The sequence below is a fragment of the Halarchaeum nitratireducens genome (assembly GCF_017874695.1).
In the GTDB taxonomy this organism is placed as follows: domain Archaea; phylum Halobacteriota; class Halobacteria; order Halobacteriales; family Halobacteriaceae; genus Halarchaeum; species Halarchaeum nitratireducens.
Genome location: NZ_JAGIKY010000007.1, coordinates 128,855 through 147,659, shown reverse-complemented (window position 1 = coordinate 147,659; position 18,805 = coordinate 128,855). Strand labels below are relative to the sequence as shown.

At 69.9% G+C, this 18,805-nt stretch carries 21 protein-coding genes, 2 tRNA genes and 1 riboswitch; of the genes, 6 read left to right on the top strand and 17 right to left on the bottom strand.

Annotated elements, in window-relative coordinates:
* Positions 1-83: 83 nt before the first annotated feature.
* The 4 genes from J2754_RS08800 to cofG all read right to left on the bottom strand — a co-directional run bounded on the left by J2754_RS08800 (position 84) and on the right by cofG (position 4,896).
* Positions 84-308, bottom strand: coding sequence for a hypothetical protein (locus tag J2754_RS08800; protein ID WP_211087204.1), 225 nt, complete (start codon positions 306-308; stop codon positions 84-86).
* A 97-nt stretch (positions 309-405) separates the two neighbouring features.
* Positions 406-1,908 (bottom strand): Coenzyme F420 hydrogenase/dehydrogenase, beta subunit C-terminal domain, encoded by a 1,503-nt coding sequence (locus tag J2754_RS08795; RefSeq protein ID WP_188876665.1) that lies wholly within the window; start codon positions 1,906-1,908, stop codon positions 406-408.
* The gene (locus tag J2754_RS08790; protein ID WP_211087208.1) at positions 1,901-3,601 is read right to left on the bottom strand and encodes a nitrite/sulfite reductase; all 1,701 of its coding nucleotides are present in this window, start codon (positions 3,599-3,601) and stop codon (positions 1,901-1,903) included. The genes J2754_RS08795 and J2754_RS08790 overlap by 8 nt, the downstream gene beginning before the upstream one ends.
* Positions 3,602-3,807: 206 nt before the next feature.
* Positions 3,808-4,896, bottom strand: a complete 1,089-nt coding sequence (gene cofG / locus J2754_RS08785) for a 7,8-didemethyl-8-hydroxy-5-deazariboflavin synthase subunit CofG (protein ID WP_211087203.1) — start codon at positions 4,894-4,896, stop codon at positions 3,808-3,810.
* Positions 4,897-4,999: 103 nt separating this feature from the next.
* Here cofG and trpB point away from each other — a divergent pair, with 103 nt between their 5' ends.
* On the top strand, positions 5,000-6,151 hold the full coding sequence (trpB, locus tag J2754_RS08780; RefSeq protein ID WP_211087202.1) for a tryptophan synthase subunit beta: 1,152 nt from the start codon (positions 5,000-5,002) through the stop codon (positions 6,149-6,151).
* A 130-nt stretch (positions 6,152-6,281) separates the two neighbouring features.
* Here trpB and cofC read toward each other — a convergent pair whose 3' ends face one another.
* The 4 genes from cofC to J2754_RS08760 form a co-directional block, all read right to left on the bottom strand.
* On the bottom strand, positions 6,282-6,887 hold the full coding sequence (gene cofC / locus J2754_RS08775) for a 2-phospho-L-lactate guanylyltransferase (RefSeq protein WP_211087201.1): 606 nt from the start codon (positions 6,885-6,887) through the stop codon (positions 6,282-6,284).
* 41 nt (positions 6,888-6,928) lie between these two features.
* A complete protein-coding gene (locus J2754_RS08770; RefSeq protein ID WP_211087200.1) occupies positions 6,929-7,714 on the bottom strand; it encodes a DUF4398 domain-containing protein in 786 nt (261 codons plus the stop codon).
* Positions 7,692-8,873 (bottom strand): tubulin/FtsZ family protein, encoded by a 1,182-nt coding sequence (locus J2754_RS08765; protein WP_188876674.1) that lies wholly within the window; start codon positions 8,871-8,873, stop codon positions 7,692-7,694. Before J2754_RS08765 ends, J2754_RS08770 begins: the two co-directional genes overlap by 23 nt.
* 177 nt (positions 8,874-9,050) lie before the next feature.
* Entirely contained in the window at positions 9,051-9,938 is an 888-nt protein-coding gene (locus tag J2754_RS08760) for a complex I NDUFA9 subunit family protein (RefSeq protein WP_211087199.1), read from the bottom strand.
* A 117-nt stretch (positions 9,939-10,055) separates the two neighbouring features.
* Here J2754_RS08760 and tmk point away from each other — a divergent pair, with 117 nt between their 5' ends.
* The gene (tmk, locus tag J2754_RS08755; protein ID WP_211087198.1) at positions 10,056-10,637 is read left to right on the top strand and encodes a dTMP kinase; all 582 of its coding nucleotides are present in this window, start codon (positions 10,056-10,058) and stop codon (positions 10,635-10,637) included.
* Between the two features lie 25 nt (positions 10,638-10,662).
* Here the strand turns inward: tmk and J2754_RS08750 are convergent, their stop codons facing one another.
* Positions 10,663-11,142 (bottom strand): DUF5813 family protein, encoded by a 480-nt coding sequence (locus J2754_RS08750; protein WP_211087197.1) that lies wholly within the window; start codon positions 11,140-11,142, stop codon positions 10,663-10,665.
* Between the two features lie 76 nt (positions 11,143-11,218).
* A riboswitch (Fluoride riboswitch) is annotated at positions 11,219-11,283 on the top strand.
* A 4-nt stretch (positions 11,284-11,287) separates the two neighbouring features.
* Here J2754_RS08750 and J2754_RS08745 point away from each other — a divergent pair.
* Both J2754_RS08745 and J2754_RS08740 read left to right on the top strand, forming a co-directional pair.
* Positions 11,288-11,692 (top strand): CrcB family protein, encoded by a 405-nt coding sequence (locus tag J2754_RS08745; RefSeq protein WP_188876682.1) that lies wholly within the window; start codon positions 11,288-11,290, stop codon positions 11,690-11,692.
* On the top strand, positions 11,689-12,045 hold the full coding sequence (locus tag J2754_RS08740) for a fluoride efflux transporter FluC (RefSeq protein ID WP_188876684.1): 357 nt from the start codon (positions 11,689-11,691) through the stop codon (positions 12,043-12,045). Before J2754_RS08745 ends, J2754_RS08740 begins: the two co-directional genes overlap by 4 nt.
* Positions 12,046-12,048: 3 nt before the next feature.
* Here J2754_RS08740 and J2754_RS08735 read toward each other — a convergent pair whose 3' ends face one another.
* The 8 genes from J2754_RS08735 to J2754_RS08700 all read right to left on the bottom strand — a co-directional run bounded on the left by J2754_RS08735 (position 12,049) and on the right by J2754_RS08700 (position 16,121).
* Entirely contained in the window at positions 12,049-12,480 is a 432-nt protein-coding gene (locus tag J2754_RS08735; RefSeq protein ID WP_188876686.1) for a universal stress protein, read from the bottom strand.
* Between the two features lie 335 nt (positions 12,481-12,815).
* Positions 12,816-12,898: transfer RNA gene (locus J2754_RS08730), tRNA-Leu, on the bottom strand.
* A 43-nt stretch (positions 12,899-12,941) separates the two neighbouring features.
* Complete coding sequence (locus J2754_RS08725) at positions 12,942-13,280, bottom strand: ferredoxin (RefSeq protein WP_188876688.1); 339 nt, start codon at positions 13,278-13,280, stop codon at positions 12,942-12,944.
* Positions 13,281-13,330: 50 nt separating this feature from the next.
* Positions 13,331-13,882: a peptidylprolyl isomerase gene (locus J2754_RS08720; protein ID WP_188876690.1), complete on the bottom strand. Its 552-nt coding sequence runs from the start codon at positions 13,880-13,882 to the stop codon at positions 13,331-13,333.
* A gap of 81 nt (positions 13,883-13,963) precedes the next feature.
* Positions 13,964-15,031, bottom strand: coding sequence for an anthranilate phosphoribosyltransferase (locus tag J2754_RS08715; RefSeq protein WP_188876692.1), 1,068 nt, complete (start codon positions 15,029-15,031; stop codon positions 13,964-13,966).
* Between the two features lie 49 nt (positions 15,032-15,080).
* Entirely contained in the window at positions 15,081-15,278 is a 198-nt protein-coding gene (locus J2754_RS08710; RefSeq protein ID WP_211087196.1) for a DUF7996 family protein, read from the bottom strand.
* Positions 15,279-15,375: 97 nt separating this feature from the next.
* A tRNA-Ile gene (locus J2754_RS08705) sits at positions 15,376-15,449 on the bottom strand.
* 99 nt (positions 15,450-15,548) lie between these two features.
* Complete coding sequence (locus J2754_RS08700) at positions 15,549-16,121, bottom strand: FxsA family protein (RefSeq protein ID WP_211087195.1); 573 nt, start codon at positions 16,119-16,121, stop codon at positions 15,549-15,551.
* Between the two features lie 121 nt (positions 16,122-16,242).
* On the opposite strand from J2754_RS08700, the gene J2754_RS08695 reads away from it, so the two are divergent.
* Positions 16,243-17,862 carry a DUF255 domain-containing protein gene (locus tag J2754_RS08695; protein ID WP_211087194.1) on the top strand — a complete coding sequence of 540 codons (1,620 nt, stop codon included), beginning with the start codon at positions 16,243-16,245 and terminating at the stop codon, positions 17,860-17,862.
* Between the two features lie 141 nt (positions 17,863-18,003).
* The gene (locus tag J2754_RS08690) at positions 18,004-18,798 is read left to right on the top strand and encodes a TrmB family transcriptional regulator (protein WP_211087193.1); all 795 of its coding nucleotides are present in this window, start codon (positions 18,004-18,006) and stop codon (positions 18,796-18,798) included.
* Positions 18,799-18,805: the final 7 nt, after the last annotated feature.

The window sequence follows — 18,805 nt, the reverse complement described above, 5'->3', positions numbered from 1 at the left end:
AGGGTGCACTCACTCGCCTGTTGCATCGATCTACGTTATTTGTTTCACGGCCCCTACGAGAGACTACCGAAACCGATCTGGGGCTAAACACGTACACCGCGCCGAACCTCGGCGTCCAGGAAGAGCAGCGGACCGTCGACGCCGCGCCCGATAGAGAGCGCCGCATCCGCGTGCGTGCGGACCGTCACCGCGACGTGGTCCGTTCCCGTCCGCATCACGTCCGCGTACGTCTCGCGGACGAACGCCGCGAACGCTTCGGTCTCCGTCGCGTCGAGCGCCAGCGTCGTGTCGAACTGCAAGAGCGGCATGCGAGAATCGATCGCGCGCGAGCGCCGTAAAACCGCAGGAGAGTGGTGTGAGCGGAGCGAACCGATCAGGCGGCGGCGGGGCGGACCGCCGGCCGGTTCAGTGCCCGCGGTCGTGGGGTGCGACCTGCGTGCCGTAGTACTCCGCGTGGTCGGTGTAGTCGATGAAGCGCGGCGCGTCCGGATCGAAGGGGCGTTCGAGCGACTCGAAGGCCTTCTTCTTGTCCCAGCCCTGGAGCTTCCCGACCGCCTTGCGCGAGTCGAGGTCGCGGTGTTCGAGGGCGTGCTCGGTGAGTTCCCACGCCTCCATGCCTTCCTCGGTGCGGACGATGACGGAGGAGTAGCCGTCCGCGGAGCCGACGGATCCGACGGTGATGTCGGAGGTCATGCCGGTGAAGTCCGCGCACTCGTCACAGCCCTTGAGGGTGGCGTCGTGGAACTCGCCGACGTCCTCGGCGATGATCTGCTCGCCGTCGTTTCCGTAGACGCGCATCTCCCCCTCGATGACGTCCATCTTCCCGATGTCCTCGGGGTAGATGTCGCGCTTCTCGGCGAGCTGCTCACCGATGAGGCGCTCGTAGTTGAAGTTCTTCGTGCACATCAGCGAGATGCGGTAGTCGACGGCCCCGAGGAGCTCCGTCTGTGCGCCCTTCGACCAGTCGAAGTCCTGGAGGGCGCGGACGCCCTCGATCTCGCAGGGCGTGCCGACGAGCGCGAGGCTGAGGTCCTCGGGGTCCTTCTCGGGGAGCTTGTGCTCCCACCGCCCGAGGTCGAGGTTGCCGAGCGCCATCGTCTGGTTGTAGAACGAGCCGGCGTTCTCGACGAGGTCCTCGTGGCTCGTGGCGAGGAAGGACTCGGCCTTCCACGGGTCCTCTTCGGACTCGGTGGCGACGAGCGCACCGTCGATCTCGCCCTCCTCCAGCAGCGTGGAGAGGACGGCGGTGACGACGCCGCCGTCCTGGGCGTCCTCGTGCCAGTCGTCGCGAACCTGTGCCGTGAACTCCGTGATGGGGTCACCAGCGCCGCTGACGTTGTCGTCGCCGCCGGTGATCTTCCACTGGCGCTCGTAGCGCAGACCGCCGCGCGGACAGAAGTCCCAACACATCGAGCAGCCCGTACACATCTTGACGAGCTCGGGGTGGCCGTCGTCGCCGACGCCGATGGAGTCGGAAGGACAGGCGGCGACGCAGGTCCCACACTGGATACAGCGGTCGGCGTCGATGACCGCCTCGTCCAGCTCCGTGAACCACGTCTTCTCGTCGGGCGTCTCGATGTCGTTCATCTCCGAGCGGATCGAGTACTCGGGGGTGTCGAGATCGACGCCCTCCGGGACGCCGACGCGCTTGTCGGGCTCCGCGCCCGGAGAGTCGACGTCCTGGCTCTTGCCCGTCGAGGGCTCGGTGAACTCCAGGTCGCCGAGCTGACCGTTCTCGTCGACGTTGACGGCTCCACCGTCCGCGCGGACGTCCGCGTTCGCGCTCCGGCTCTGGCCGGCACCCGTCGAGCAGCCACAGTCGCTCCCGCAGGCCTCGCCCTCGTTCCCGCCGTCGCTCGCGTTCGACGATCCGGCGCTTGGAACGCCCGGTTGGGGGCGTTCAGTCACCGTGCGCCACCCCCGTCGAGACGGGGCCGTCGGCACGCTGCATCACGGTGCGCAGGCGGTCGTTGTCGACGCGGCGCGTCCACTCGTAGAAGCGCTCGCCCTCCGTGCGCTCCTCGGTGTAGACGGCGAACAGTTCCTCCAGGGCGTCGGTGACGCTCCCGGCGGGGACGGCGGTCTCCACCCAGTCGATGAAGGCGTTGTCGGCGCCGAGGCTTCCCCCGAGGCCGAAGTCCATGCCCTCGACGATGTCGTCGTCTGAGTTGTCCGCGGTCTCGACCTTCACGGTCTCGCCGCGGAAGCCGACGTCGGCGATCTGGGGCTGCGCGCACGAGGCCGAGCACCCGGACATGTGCATGCGGACGACGTCGAGGTCGTCGGGCGTCTCGATCCGCTCGTCGAGCTGGCGCGCCCACTGCTTCGTGCGGGCCTTCGTCTCGATGATCGCGTACTTGCAGTATTCGGTGCCCGTGCAGGCGACCGCGCCGCGGGAGAACGGGCCGGGGTCGGGCTGGTAGTCCTCGGCGAACGCCTCGTTCACGAGGTCCTCGACGTTCTCCTCGGGGACGTGCGTGATGAGGAAGTTCTGGTCGGTGGCGAGGCGAATGGTCGAGTCCTCGGTGCCGTACTCCTTCGCCGCTCGTGCGGCCTCGACGAACTCGTCGCCACCGACGCGACCGGAGATGACGTTGAAGCCGACGTACTGCAGTCCCTCCTGCTTCTGGTCGTGGACGCCGACGTGGTCGCCGACGTACCCCTCCGTGAGGTCGATCCCGCTCTCGGGGAGCTCCACGTCGCAGCGCTCGCGGACCGCCTGCTCGAAGTTCTCCGGGCCCATCTGCTGGACGAGGTAGCGCATCCGGCAGACGCCGCGGTTGTGCCGGTCGCCGAGCTCCTTGAACGTCTGCGCGATGGCGCGGCAGAGCTCGACGGCGTCCTCCGGGCGGACGAAGACGTCGAGGTTCGAGGCCATCCGCGGGCCGTCCGAGAGGCCGCCGCCGACGCGGAGGTGGAAGCCGTACGTGTAGCCGGCGCCCTCGCCGTCGAGCTCCTTCTTCGCGGGAACGAGCCCGACGTCGTTGATCTGGGACTGCGCGCAGTCGTGCTTGCAGCCCGTGATCGTCATCTTGAACTTCCGCGGGAGGTTGCCGAACTCGCGGTTGCCGGTGAAGTAGTCGCTGACGGCGTCGATGACCGGCTGGGCGTCGAAGCACTCGTGCTCGTCGAGGCCCGCGGCGGGACAGCCGAGGACGTTGCGCGCGGAGTCACCGCATCCCTGGATCGTGGTGAGGCCGACCTCGTCGTACTTGTCCCAGATCTCCGGGATGTCCTCGACGCGGATCCAGTGCATCTGGATGTCCTGTCGCGTCGTGATGTCGAGGTAGGCGTCGCCCCAGTAGTCGTCGTTGACCTCGTCGTACTCCTCCTCGGGCTGGACCGCGTACTCGTCGGCGACCTCGCCGATGACCTCGGCCTGCTCGGGTGTGAGGTGGCCGCCGGGGACCTTCGTCCGCATCATGAAGTACCCCTCCTGCTTTTGCGTGTAGGTCCCTGCCCACTTCAGGCGCTCCCACTCGCCGTCCCCCGCCCGCTCCTCGATCTCGTCGAAACCGAGCTCCTCCTCTGCGTACTCGCGGAGGTCCGCGACGACATCGAGGGGATGTTTCTCCTGTTTCCACTGTTCGGTCGTGTTCAGACTCACTGTGTTACCCCTAGATGTGCGCCACCCTCTTTGTACCTATGTCCGCAAGCGGTGCCCCGGCTCCCGGGTTTCACTGTATTCCGCCCGCACCCACGACGGCTCGTTCGCGGCAAAACACGCCTCAAAGCGACCGAACGCAACGCCACCCGTCGCTTAAGACAAACGCACCCATCACAGCTACCGGCAACAATTGCGAGCCCTTACGGGTCGGCGCGGACGGCCCGGTAGCGTTCGCCGGCCTCGTCCGGGGCGTCGAGGGCGGCCAGCACGCGCTCCGAGAGCCACGCCTCGTCGAGGTAGCGCTCGTACGTCGGGAGGCGCTCGCGCAGCGGGACGCCCGCGTGGTCGGCGACGTCCTCCAGCTCGCGCAGCGCCGGCCACGCGTACTCGGGGTTGACGTGGTCGTCCGTCACCGGCGACACCCCGCCGAGATCGTCGATCCCGCAGTCGACGACGTCGCGGGCGTCCATGAGGTTCGGCGGTACCTGCACGGAGACGCCCTCCGGGAGGACGGCGCGCGCCATCGCCACCGCGCGACGCATCGTCGCCGTCGACGGCGACCCCTCCTGCCAGCGCTCGTTGTCCGTGACGGGCTGGACGATCACCTCCTGGACGTGGCCGTACCGCCGGTCGAGCTCGCGGATCGCCAGCAGGCTCTCCGCCCGGTCGCGCCACGTCTCGCCGAGGCCGACGAGGATCCCCGTCGTGAACGGGATCCCGTGTTTCCCCGCGTTGGCGATGGTGTTCAGGCGCTGACCCGGCACCTTCGAGCGCGGCCCGCCGTGCGCCCGCACCTCGGCGGTTGTCTCCAGCATCACGCCCATCGAGGCGTTGACGTCCGCGACCGCCCCCATCTCCTCGTAGGTCTGATCGCCCGGATTGCTGTGCGGGAGGAGCCCCTCCTCCAGGGCGATCTCGCAGGCCTCGCGGAGATACGTGTGGATCGAGTCGTGACCGAGGTCGTCGAGCTCGTCGTGGATCTCCGTGTACCGATCGTCCGGATCGTCGCCGAAGGTGAAGAGCGCCTCCGTACAGCCCGCGGCCGCGCCGCGCCGACACGTCTCGCGGATCTCCTCGGGCGTCATGAGCGTCGCCTGTCCGGGCGGATCGTAGTAGGTGCAGTAGGTACACGTGTAGCGACACGCCGTCGTCAGCGGGAGGAAGACGTTCCGCGCGAAGGAGAGCTCGTCCGCCGCCGCGACGTCGTCCGGACGGACCGCGAGCGCGTCCCGCACGTCGCGCTCCGCGACCGTCACGTCGACGTCGTACGCCTCGATACCCGGGAACACGCCCGGCGCTACTGCGTCCGTGCCGAAAAACGTTGCTACAGGGGCGACGCGTCCCGCTACGAGCGGCGCACGCTTTATATCGGTCGGGGCGAATCCCTCGCGTATGTCCGGCACGTTCGACGGCTACGGCGGCCGCCACGTCCCCGATCCGCTCGAAGCGCCCCTCGAACAGCTCGCGGCGACCTACGACGACCTGAGAGACGACGACGACTTCCGCGCGGACCTCGACCTGTTCCTCCGCGACTTCGCGGGCCGTCCGACGCCGCTCTACTACGCCGAGCGCCTCTCCGCGGAGTACGGCGCCGAGATCTACCTCAAGCGCGAGGACCTCCTCCACGGCGGCGCCCACAAGATCAACAACGCCCTCGGACAGGGCCTCCTCGCCCACCACGCCGGCAAGGACCGCCTCATCGCGGAGACGGGCGCGGGTCAGCACGGTACCGCGACGGCGATGGTCGGCGCGCTCCTCGGCCTCGACACGGAGATCTACATGGGCGAGAAGGACATCGAGCGTCAGAAGATGAACGTCTTCCGCATGCGTCTGATGGGCGCCGAGGTCAACGAGGTCACGCGCGGCGACGCCGGCCTCGCGGACGCCGTCGACGCCGCCCTGGAGGACTTCGCGGCGAACGTCGAGGACACCCACTATCTCGTCGGGAGCGTCGTCGGCCCCGACCCCTTCCCGCGGATGGTCCGGGACTTCCAGCGCGTCATCGGCGACGAGGCCCGCGAGCAGTTCCGCGAGCGCACCGGCGGCCTCCCCGACGCCGCCGTCGCCTGCGTCGGCGGCGGATCGAACGCCATGGGCCTCTTCGACGCCTTCCGCGACGACGACGTCGAGTTCCACGGCGCGGAGGGCGGCGGCGAGGGCGCGGCCTCGAAGCGTCACGCCGCGCCGCTCGCCGCCGGCGAAGACGGCGTCATCCACGGCATGAAGACGCGCGTCATCGACGACGACGTTGAGGTCCACTCCGTCTCCGCCGGTCTCGATTACCCCGGGGTCGGCCCCGAGCACGCCATGTTCCGCGCCGTCGGGCGCGCCGAATACACCGGGATCCCGGACGACGAGGCGCTCGCCGCCTTCCGCGACCTCGCGGAGTACGAGGGGATCATCCCCGCCCTCGAATCGAGTCACGGGCTCGCGCTCGCCAAGCGCCTCGCCGAGGCGGGCGAGCACGACACGCTCCTCGTGAACCTCTCCGGGCGCGGCGACAAGGACATGGAACAGGCCGCGGAGCGCTTCGACCTCGGCTGAGCCGCCCCGCGTCGACCGACACCGGTGCCATGCCTCCGATACTGCGGCGTCCCCGGCGTGCGCGGCGTCACGGCGGTACTGACAGCCCGCCGCGACACGTCCATCACCGAGCGCGTCGCTCGCGACCGAGTCACTCCCTCCGGGTGACGTTCGTCCGCCCAGCGCCGTCGGCGAGCGCGACGCCCGCGTCTCTGAGCCACCCGGGCGTCCGCCCCTCGCCGCGCGACAACACGTCCGCGAGGTCCGCGCGCTCGTCGACGTCGAGGGCGAGGCGCGCCGCGTCGAACTCCCGCACCGAACAGCCCGCCGCCGCGGCGTTCCGCAGGTGGTCGCGGTACGACGCGCCGTGGTAGTCGACCGCGAAGCCGTCGTCGCGGACGACGAGCGCGTTCGTCCCGCCGCCGAGGCCGGGCGCGAGGACGACGTCGCCCGACGCCGCGAAGAGGGACCGGAGGACGCGCGGCGTCGCCAGCGCGAGGTCCGCCATCACGACCGCCGTCCCCGGATCGAGGCGCGCGTTCACGGCGTCGCTCAGCCCCCGCTCGTCCACCGCGACCGGCGCGTCGCACGCGACGTCCTCGGTGGCGACGACGAGCGGCTCGCCACCCGCCGCGCGCACCGCGTCGAGGACGTCCGCGAGCATCACCGCCGCCAGCTCGCGGCGCTCCGCGGGCGAGAACAGCGCGTCGAGACGCGTCTTCGGATCTGTCGCGTCGAACGGGACGAGCGTCCGCATCGTCACCCGCTACCCGGCCGAGGCGAAAAAGCCGTGTGACTTCAGCCGAGGCGGTCGTAGGTGTCGCGCTGATTCAGGTACCACCAGACGATCCCCCCGAGGATCACGAGGAGCACGACGACACCGCCGCCGATGAGCGCCCAGCGCTGGGTCCGCTGGGAGGAGGAGGCCGCGTCGGCCCGCGACTCCGCCTGGTTCGCCAGCGAGACCGCGTTGTCGAAGTTCCCCGCGTTGTACGCGGACTTCGCGTTCTGCAGGAGGTCGCGGGCGTCACCGATCCCCGCGCCCGACGCCGCGGCGCTCTCGACCGCGCTCTCGGACTGCTCGATCTCCGTCCGGGCGCTCTGACTCGCCTCCGTGTACGGCCGGACGTCGTCCCACGTCTCGATCACCGTCGCCGAGCCGCCGGGTTGGGCCTGCGTGAACGCCGCGTACGTGATCGATTGCGCCGGCTCGTAGCTCCAGCGCTCGACCGGCGGCGTCGTGCCCGTCAGGTCGACGGTCACGCGCGTGACGCCCTCGCTCGCCTCCAGATCGTAATCGAACGACCGGCCGTTCAACACCCGCTTGTCGACCTGCGCGCCGGTGTTGTCGTACGTCGTCACGACCCACGTCACGTCCGTCAGCTCCGTCTCGCCGCGAAGCGTCCACTCGTTGTACTGCCCGGAGAAGGGATCCGTGAACGCGAACTGCGTCTCCTGTTTCGCGCCGACCTCGGCGCTCTGGGGCACGTCGCCGCTCGCGTCGACGGCGAGCGCGCCGCCGGCGGCCGTCGCGAGGAGCACGAGCGCCGCGAGCGCGAGCTTAGAACAGCGGCTCGAGTTCATCGTCGTCGTCTTCGACGAGCTCCTGTAAGTTCTGTTCGCTCTCCGATTCGATCTCGCCGATGTTCTCCTGGGCCTCGATGGCGACCTGTTGGAGCTCCTTGATCCGCGGGACGTTCGTCACGCCGCTGAGCAGGACGACGGCCGCGACGTTGTCGGAGGCCTCGACGGGGTAGTCGCCGCCGCGCACCTCCATCGAGCCGGTCTGCTCTTCGAGCCACTTGCGCCCGCGCTCGATCCCCTTCCGGTTGAGGAACTTCGAGGGGCCGGCGGTGACGAGCAGCGCCCGCTCCGCGCCGTCGATCTCGCAGGGGAGAGTGAGCCGCCCGAGCGCGGCCTTCCGGACGAGCGACGTGATCCGGTTCGTCGTGTTCGCCGAGTCCAGCGAGCTCTCCTCGTTCGAGCCGGTGAACCGCGAGAGGATGCCACCGCCCCCCTTCTCGTCCGCGACGCTCTCCGCCGCGTACCCGACCGTCGAGACCCCACCGCCCGCGAGCGTGTTGATGATCTCGGAGGAGTCGACGACGCTCTCCGCGACCTCGCCGCCCTGCTCGACCTCGCCCGCGCCGAAGAGGATGCCGAAGCGTTTGACGATCTCCTCATTGATCTGCGCGTAGCCCCCCTGCATCGACTCGCCGGTCTTGCGCCACGCGTCGTTGTCGAAGACGAGGAGGTTGTCGACCTCGCGCACGAGCGTCTGGAACGACCGCGCGGCGTTCAGCGTGTAGATGCCGCCCTCGTCGCCTGCGGGGAGGACGCCGAGCCCGTAGACGGGTTCGGTGTAGATGCGTTTGATGTGGCGCGCCAGGACGGGCGACCCGCCGGAGCCGGTGCCGCCACCGAGGCCGGTGATGATGAGGAACGCGTCGATCTCGTGGACGGGGATGTCGTCGATCGACCCCTGGATCTCGTCGATGTCCTCCTCGGCGATCTCGGCTCCGAGTTCGTTGTCCGCGCCGACGCCGTGGCCCTTCACCCGCGACTGGCCGATGAGCACCCGGTTCTCCTCCGGGACGTGCTCCAATCCCATCAGGTCGGCCTTCGCCGTGTTGACCGCCACGGCCGCCCGGACGATGTTGCTCCCCGCCTGCTGGTCGTGCTCGAGGAACGCATCGAGTATCTTCCCACCGGCTTGTCCGAAGCCGATCATTGCGAGTTTCATGCTGGTGGCCGTTGCCGTATCGAGTGCGATCAGACGGATAAGTGTTGGTGTGACGGTCGTCCGACTGTCGGGCGATACGCGACGATACCGGGAGTCTCACGGGCTAACTGGCGCCAGCGGCTTCGTCGCACACCGCTTGGCCCCCGTCGTGACGGCACGCCACGCACCGCCGCGGGCCTAGTGTCCCTCTTCGAGGTACTCTTCGAGTCGCGTCAGGTCCTCGGGATCGCGTCCGAACGCCGTCACGTCGTTCTCCGCGACGGTGTTGTCGAAGCGCAGCGAGCGGTACTGGTCGTCGCCGAAGGGGACGAACGGGAGCGGATCGGCGAGCGACATCCCGATTCCCGCCAACCTCATCGGTACCGAGAGCACCGTCAGCGACTGCCCTCTCGCCCGGTAGACGGCTCTCGCCACGTCCGCGAGCGTCAGCACTTCCGGGCCGCCCACCTCGTAGGTTGCGCCGTCGTGCTCGTCGTCGAGTCCGTCCGCGATCATGGCCACCAGATCGCCGACCCAGAGCGGCTGGAAGCGCGTCTTCCCGCCCCCGGGCAGCGCCGTCACGTACGGCGTGGTCAGCGTCTCCGTGAACGAGACGAACTCCCCGCCGTCCCCGAACACGACCGAGGGCCGGAAGATCGTCCACGCGAGCTCCGAGTCGCGCACCACCTCCTCGGCTCGCCCCTTCGCGCGGATGTACGCCGTCTCCCCGTCGGGGTCCGCTCCGAGCGCCGACAGCTGCACGATCTTCCCGACGCCGTGCTCCTCGGCGGCGTTCACGACGTTCCGCGTCCCCTCGACGTGGACCGCGAAGTGCCGCTCGTCGCCGCCCCGCGGTTTGAACAGCGGCGAGAGCGCCACGAGGTTGACGACGGCGTCTTGGCCCTCGAAGGCGCCCGCGATGGAGTCGTACGCCGTCACGTCGCCGGTCGCGGTCTCGACGCCGTCGGCGATCCGCGCGTCGCCCGGCGAGCGCGAGAGCGCGGTCACGTCGTGGCCGCGTTCGTCGAGTTCGCGGCAGAGGTGCGTCCCGATGAATCCCGTGCCGCCCGTGACGAGGACCTTCATGTCCCGAGCGTTCGCACGACACCGCCCTAAAACTACCTCCGTTTCACACCGATACCCCGGCTCGTCGGCCGGCGGCCGAGACGGCACGCCTAAACCGGCCCGTCGGGAACGACGCGTATGCTCGTCACGCTCGAAGGGATCGACGGGAGCGGCAAGACGACCGCGTGGGGGGCGCTCCGGGAGGCCCGTGGCGACTACGCGTTCACCCGCGAACCCACCGACTCGTGGTACGGCGAGGCCGTCCTTCGCTCCGTCCGCGACGACGACGCCGATCCGCTCGCCGAGGCGTTCCTCTACACGGCCGACCACGCCGCCCACCTCTCGCGGACCGTCCGCCCCGCGCTGGAGCGCGGCGACGTCGTCGTCTCCGATCGCTACTCCGATTCGCGCTACGCCTATCAGGGCGTCGCCCTCGACGGCGTCGTCGACGACCCGGTCGATTTCGTCCGCCGAATTCACGCGCCGTGGACTCGCCCCCCCGATCTCACGCTCTACTTCGACGTCGATCCCGAGGTCGCCGCCGAACGCGCCGGCGCGACGAACAAGTTCGAGCAGGTCGCGTTCCTCGAACGCGTCCGCGAGAACTACGAGGCCCTGATCGCCGCCGATCCCGAGCGCTTCGTTCGGATCGACGCCGAACGGCCCGTCCACGACGTCCGCGAGCGCGTCGAGTCGGTGCTCGACGAGCGCGTCGAGTGATCCCCTAGCCTCGGCCTCTCTCCGCTCAGAGCTGATCGGCTTGCGCGTTCCCGGCCGCTCGATCCCGGAGGTCCTGGACGCCCTCGCGGTAATCGTAGCCCGGGATGATCCCCTCGAACCACGTCCCTTCGACGTAGTTCACGACGGCGAGCGCGTCGTCCCCGGCGTTCTCCGGGCGCGCGTCGATCGTCGCCTCGAAGACGACGTCGCCGTCGTCGCGCTCGACCGTCGGGTCGCCCCGCGCTTCGGCGCGCGTCACGTTCGTCGCGTCGTCGAGGCGGAGCGCCAGCGTCTCGAACCACCCGTCCTCGACCACCGGCGCCACGTCCTCGCGTTCCGTTACCGACGCCAACAGCGTCGGGACGCGCACCGTCACCGTCACCGCCCCGTCCTCTACGACCACCGTCGCGTCCCAGTCGTTCGTCGTCGGCGCGTACGCGCCGTCGCCCGCGTCCTCGAACGTCGGGTGGGCCGCGAACGCCGCTCGGATGTCTCCGTCGCTCATACGGGGGGAACGGCCGCGACGGAAATGGGCGTTGCGCTACTCCGCCGGGCGTAAGTAGGTGCCCGACGACCGTCGACGTGACCGCGGCGATGGCGTCCGCCCGAACCGCCGGGTCCGCCGGCTGATGACGCCTTCTCACACAGCCATGTCCACCGGCACCCTCACTTCCGGCCCGCTCCTCGCACGCATCGAAGTCCTCGCGCTGGTCGCCCTCGGCGGGTTCGCCGGCGCGAACTGTCGGTACGCCGTGAGCCTCGCCGTCCCCGGTCTCGGCGGCACGCTGCTCGCCAACGTCGGTGGGGCCTTCCTCCTCGGGTTCGTCCTCTACGAGTCCCGCTACGCGGGGTCACTCTCCCCCGAGACGCGCCTCGCCGTCTCCACGGGCTTCCTCTCGTCGCTCACCACGTACAGTACGTTCGCCCTCCAGAGCGCGCAGTCCCCGCCGCTCGTCCTCGTCGGCAACGTCGTCGCCACCTACGCGCTCGGCTTCGCCGCCGTCGCCGCCGGCCGCGCGCTCGCCCGTCGCAGCACCCGGGGTGAGTCCGCGTGACCCCACTCACCGACCCCGCCTACCTCGTCGGAGTCGGCGGCGCGCTCGGCGCGCTCCTCCGCACGCTCGTCGGCGAACTCGTCACCGCCGACGCCTATCCCGCGAGCACGCTCGTCGTCAACGTCGTCGGGAGCTTCTGTCTCGCCGCGCTCACCGCCGCCGGCGCGGGCGACGATCTCGTCCTCCTCCTCGGGACCGGCGCCTGCGGCTCGTTCACCACGTTCTCCTCGTTCGCCGTCGAGACCGTGCGCCTCTGGGAGGACGGCGACCGTCCCCGCGCCGCCGTCCACGCGGGCGCGAACCTCGGCGGCGCCGGGGTCGCTATCGCGCTCGCGTGGCTCCTCGTCGGCTGAGCGTCACTCCCCGACCCGGACGACCATCACCGGGACCTCGGCGTGTCGGAGGACGCGCTCCGTCACGCTCCCGAGGAGGAAGCGCTCGACGCCAGAGCGGCCGTGCGTCCCCATCACGATCGCGTCGCAGTCCTCATCCGTCACGGTGTCGAGGATGACCTCGTGGGGCGATCCCTCCGCGACGATCTTCTCGACCGGGATGCCCTCCTCGTCGCCCCGCTCGGCGACCGCCGCGACCGCTTCCTCGCCCTCCGCGTACAGTTCGTCCTGCAGCGTGGTCCACTTCGCCTCGGGTAGCGCCGTGTAGTCGCGGGTGTCGACGGCGTACAGCGCGACGACCGTCGCGCCCGTCAGCTCGGCGAGCTCCATCGCCTCGTCGATCGCGTCCTCGCTCTCCGGGCTCCCGTCCGTCGGCACTAGAATCCGATCGTACATACACTCCGACTTCACCCCCCTCCTACAAGAACGTGATCCCCAAAGCGGGAGACGACGGCCCGGTCGACGGTCGTGGCGCGCCGTCGGGGGCGCGTCGTCGACTCGACGCGTCGCTCATCAGAGTGCGAGCGGTGGGGTTCGAACCAACGTGAGACGGTCACTCCCTCCGTTCGCGCTGCAACTCGCTGGGCCGCGAATCCCTCGTCTCGACTCACGACCCCCCTCCGGTCGTCGGAGTGCGAGAGGTGGGATTCGAACCACGGTCGTTCCGCTTCGCTTCACTCACTGATTCGAATCTCACAGTCTCGATTCACTGCTCGCGTCGCTCGCAGGAATGCGAGAGGTGGGATTCGAACCCACGTACCCCTACGGGAGCGGGTCTTAAGCCCGCCGCCTTTGGCCACTCGGCCACTCTCGCGGCCGTCCCTTCACGCGGCCGGCGCAAACCGTTTTCGTTTACGTCACCAGTCGACGGAGATCGTGCCGTCGCCCTCGGGATCGGGCGCGACCTCCTCGTCCGTCCGGCGGTTGACGACGTGGATGACGCCGCGGCCCTTCTTCGCCGGGCAGGCCTCGGCGGCGGCGACGTTGTGCGCGAGGTCATCCTCGCCGAAGAAGAAGGCCACGGGACGCGCCATCCCGCTCGTGAGGTCCATCTCCCAGTTCTCGGAGACGGCGGCGCACTTCCCCGCGCCGAAGCACTTGTTCGCCTCGAAGAGCACCTTGTACGGTGCCTCCTCGATCGGCGGGGCGTCCCCCTCGCCGATCACCGCGGGGTCGAGTCCGTCCGAGTCGCTCATGTCCCTTTCTCGTGTCGCGGGCGCTTGAGCGGTTCGCTCTGGACGCCGCTCTAAACGCCGAGACCCGAGTAGTCGACGTCGCGCGTGTCGCCGTTCATCGAGACGGACTCCAGCGTGACGTCCTCTCTGGGCTCGTCGTTGCGGTCCGTCGGGACGCTCCCGATCTCCTCGACGACGTCCATCCCGTCGATCACCTGCCCGAAGACCGCGTGCCGGTCGTCGAGGTGCGGTTGGGCGTCGAGCGTGATGAAGAACTGCGAGCCGTTCGTGTTCGGCCCGGAGTTCGCCATCGAGACGGTGCCGGCGTCGTCGTGGCGGAGGTCCTCGTGGAACTCGTCGTCGAACTGATAGCCCGGGCCGCCCCGCCCCGTCCCGGTCCGGTCGCCCGTCTGGATCATGAAGTCGCTGATGATCCGGTGGAACGGCACGTCCTCGTAGTACGCCTCGTTCTCGACGACCTCGCCCGTCTCGGGGTCCTCCCACGCGATCTTCCCGTTCGAGAGCCCGACGAAGTTCCCGACCGTCGTCGGAACCTTCTCCGGGTAGAGCTCGATCTCGATGTCGCCCTCGCTCGTGTGCAGCGTCGCCGTCAGCTCGCTCATACTCGGGGATGGGTGCAAGAACGGAAAACGCCACCGGTGCGATCCGCGCGGCGACGCGCGGCCGGTCGTTCGGTCGAGGCGTCAGGGCGAGAACGCCCGCAGGTCCGCGAGGGTCTCGGCGGCCGCGCCCGTCTCGATGGTCTCGCGCGCGACGGCGATCCCCTCCTCGATGTCCGCGACGTCCTCGGCCGCGTAGAGGCGCAGCGCGGCGTTGAGCGCGACGGCGTCCGCGAAGGCGTCCGTCCGCTCGCCCGCGAGCACGCCCGCCGTGATGCGCGCTGAGTCCGCGGCGACGTCCGCGACTTCGAGGTCCGCGTTCTCGACCGCCATCCCGTACGCCTCGGTCTCGATGGTGAAGTCCTCAAGGGCGTCGCCGTCCCACTCCGCGACCGTCGTCGAGCCCGGACGGACGTCGTCGTACCCCTCCAACCCCTGGAAGAGGAGTACCCGCGAGAACTCCGCGGTCTCGCTCGTCGCGACGGTCTCGGTGAGCTTCTTGGCGAACGAGAGGTGGTAGAAACTCCCGAGGTGGACGTCCGCCCTCGCGGGGTTCGCCAGCGTCTCGACGGTGTTGACGAACGTGCGGACGCCCATCTGCTTCCGACGGTCGAGCAGGCCGTGGACGCCCGGGTTGAAGTTCGGCTGGTAGTAGAAGCCAAAGCCCACGTCGTCCGTCATCGCCGCCGAGGCGGCGGGATCGAGGTCCGTCTCCACGCCGAGCTCGTCGAGGACGTGTTTGTACGCGACGCCCTCGCCCGACGGGACGCGGTCACCCGAGTGGACGACGACGGGCGTGCCCGCGCCGGCCGCGACGAGGCCCGCCGCGACGCCGAGTAGCGCCGTTCGTCCCTTCCCGTCGTAGTTCGCCCCGCAGTCCACGGGGTCGCACTCGGGGGCCATCGAGGCCACGGAGTCGCGCGCCATCACGTCGCGGTACGCCGCGAGCTCCGTCGGCGTGTTCTTCTTCCACCGATTCGCCAGCCAGAACGCCCCGAGCGTCGTCGGATCCGGCTCCCCGCGCAGGACGCGCTCGAACGCCCCCGTCGCCTGCGCGCGCGTCATGTCCTCCGCCGATTTCGGCCCCGACCCGACGACCTCGCTCAGCAGGCGCTTCAGCGGCCACTCCCCCGACTCCTGTTCGCTCGCCATGTACGGTCGATGTGGGGCGACGGCCGTAAACGCTCCCCTCCGCGCCGGCTCAGTTCGCCCCGATGTCGACGTGGCGGAGCCACCCGTGCCAGAGGAGGAACGCCACGCCGAGATAGCCGGCGACGAAGACGACGTCCGCCACCAGCGGATAGCCCGCGCGGTTGAGGTAGTAGTGCGCTATCCCCGGTCCGAGGATTCCCACGACGGCCAACGTGGCCAGCGTCCACCGCGAGTACCGTTCGCTCATGGTCGGGCTTGGGCGTCCGCGAGGGTCAACGGTTCGGTTCAGTTCGGGAGCGACGGAGACGTATCGGAGACGGCTGGCGACACGTCAGAAAAACGAGTGGGCCAGTGCGGATTTGAACCGCAAGCCTCCACCTTATCAGAGTGGCGCTCTACCTAGTTGAGCTACTAGCCCGGGTCCGCTTCGTCCATCACTTCGTTGCCGGGTGAGAAGGTTAAGGGTTTCCTTTCGGGGGAGCCCAGGGACGCCTTGCCACGCCGTCGGGCGATCCGCTCAGTCCGTCGTCCGGCCGTCCTCGTCGTCGAACTCCACGTCGTAGGCCTCCTCGTCGATGTCGACCGTGTCGCCGTCGCGGCGTCCGCTCGGACCGCCGGAGCCCCCCGGTCCGGGACCGCTCCCGCCCATCGGTCCCATCCCGCCGTCGCCGCTCGGGAAGCCGAACGTGTAGACGTTGCCGGTGGCGAACCCGCCGGTCATCTCGTCCATCTTCGGAACGACGAATCGGGATTTGACGACGCCCCGAACGAGGCGGCGCGTCGGCGGGAAGACGAGGAGGAAGCCGACGACGTCGGTGACGAACCCGGGCGTGAGGAGGAACGCGCCGGCGGCGACGAGGAGGCCGCCGTCGACGAGTTCGTCCGTCGGCGGCTCGCCCCGCGCGAGCGAGCGCTGGATGCGCCGCAGGGTGTGTCGGCCCTCGGCGCGCACGGCCAGCATCCCGAGGAGGCCGGTGAGCACGACGAGGGCGACGATGAGCCGCCAGTCGAGGAACGCGCTCGACGCCACGAGGAGGAGCGCGTCCGCGAGCGGGATCAACAGGAGTCCCGCGATGAGGCGCTTTGCCATCTCGTCACGGACTAGGCCGCTCGCGCGTTATGGGCTTTTCGAGGCGTCGCGCCGCGACGCTCGGGTCTCCGCCCGTCGCCGTCTCCGAAGCGCTTTCCCGCGGGCCGCGCGACCCGTCGGTATGGACGAGTCCGCCGAACGGACGAAAGTGGAGTGGCGGCCCTGGGGGCCGGCGGCGTTCGACGAGGCCGAGGCGTCCGATAAGCCCGTGTTGCTCTCGCTCGTCGCGTCGTGGTCGGCGCGCTGTCGGGAGATGGACGGCGGTGCCTTCTCGGTGCCGACGGTCGCCGCGAACGTCAACGAGGAGTTCGTGCCCGTCCGCGCGGACGCCGATCGCCATCCGCGCGTCCGCGAGCGGTACAACATGGGCGGGTTCCCCTCGACGGTGTTCCTCACGCCGACGGGCGACCTCATCGCCGGCGCGACCTATCTCGAACCCGAGAGCCTTCGGGGCGTCCTCGACCGCGTCCGCGAGACGTGGGCGGAGAAGGGCGCGGAGGCGGGTCGCGTCCCGCGCGCGCTCCGCGGACAGGCGCCGCCCGCCGGTCCCGTCACCGCGGACATCGAGGCGCTCGTCGCCGGCCAACTCGGCGAGCAGTACGACGAACGCTTCGGCGGGTGGGCGACGAACCAGAAGTTCCCGCTCCCGCGGACGATCGATTTCGCGCTGAAGCGCGAGCGCCAACAGGCCCTCCGGACCTTGGAGGCCGTGAGCCGGAACCTCGCGGACGACTACGACGGGGGATTCTACCGCTTCGCGCACGCCCGCGACTGGAGCGATCCCCAGCGCGAGAAACTGCTGGCGACGAACGCCGGCCTCCTCCGCGCGTTCGCAAACGCCTACCTCTACACGGGGCGTGACACGTACGAGGGGCCGGCGTCGAACGCCGTCGAGTACCTCACGTCGACGCTCTGGACGGGCGAGGCCTTCGCGGGCAGCCAACACCCCGGCGACTACTTCGAGCGCCCCCCCTCGGAACGCGCCGCGGACGACGAACCCGGCGTCGACGCGACCGCGTACGCCGGACACAACGCCCGCGCGGCCGACGCGCTCCTCACGTATTACGCGTACACGGACGACCGGACGGCGCGGCGCTACGCCGAGCGCACCCTCGACTACCTCGCCGAGACGCTCGTCGAGGACGGCGTCGTCGCGCGCTACGACGACCCGGACGCGCCCCGCGGCATCCTCACCGACCACGCGGCGCTCGCGGTCGCGTTCGCCCGCGGCGCGCAGACCGTCGACCCGGACTACCTGGACGTCGCCACGGCGGTCGCCGATCACGCCGTCCGGACGCTTCAGGACGCAGCGTTCCGCGACGGTCCCGAGGAGGCGGTCGGCCTGCTCGATAAGCCGCTCCACCCGATCGACGACAACGCGACGATGGCCCACGGCCTCCTCGACCTCTCGGCGCTCACGGGCGACGACACGTACCGCGACGCCGCCCGCGACGCCATCGGCGCGTTCGCCGGTGCGGCCGACCGGATGGGCGTACAGGTCGCGGATTACGCCGCGGCCGCCTCGCGGGCCGTCGAACGCCCCCTCACGGTCCGCGTGGGCGATGCGCCCGGAACCGACCTCCACCGCGCGGCGCTCCGCGTCGCCGACCACGAGAAGGTCGTCGTCCCGGACGCGGACGGCATCGAGGACGGCGCCGCGTTCGTCGCCATCGACGGCGAGGTACACGGCCCCGCGACCGACCCCGAGGAGCTGACGGCGCTCGTCGCGGAGCACGTCTGACCCGCGCCGCGCCCGCGTGCGAGTCGCCGCCGCGGTGCGCCGTCCGACACGAGTCCGACCGGCCGGAGCGGTGCGTTATCCCGGCGTCCCGCAAACGAAACACTCGATACGTTTAACCACGACCCGACCTAGTGTTCTCGCATGCCGGATCTGACGGATCTCGGACTCTCGAAATACGAGGCCGAGGCCTATCACGCGCTCGTCGACGCCGGACCGACAACTGCCCGGGAGTTGTCCGAGGTGAGCGACGTGCCGATGGGGCGGATCTACGACGTCCTCGGGAGCATCGAGTCCCGACAGCTCGCGCGCTCACAGGACGCCAGCCGGCCGAAGAAGTACGTCGCCGTCGACCCCGATGCCGCGCTCGATCGGCTCCTCGCCGCCCGCGAACGCGAGCTCGACGCCGAAGCCGACCAGTACGCGGCCGTCGCCGACGAGCTCCGGGGTGAGCTCACCGAGCCGCCGGAGCCCGACGAGGGGTACTGGACCGCCGAAGTCGGGGCGGACGACGCGGTCGAGCGCCTCGTCGAACAGATCGACGACGCCGACGAATCGATCTATAACGTCTCGCACACCGTTCCGACCAGCATCGACGTCGACGCGGCCTCGAACCGCATCGGCGACCACCTCGTCGACGCGCTCGAACGCGGCGTCACGATCCGATTCCTCGTCTCGCCGACGCTGCTTGAGGATGTCGCCGACGATCCGAAGCTTTCCCGGCTCGAAGCGTACGAGAACTTCGAGGCGCGCGTCGGCGACTCCGTCCACGGGGACGTCACCATCGTCGACGGTGTCGAGGTCCGCCTCGACCTCCCCAATCCCATCGCGCCCGACGAGGCCTTCGCCGTCATCGACCACACCGATCCGTCGTTCGCCACGCGCGTCCGCGAGGCCTTCGACCGCGGCTGGGTCGCCGCCGACCCAATCGACGGATAGCGGCCCG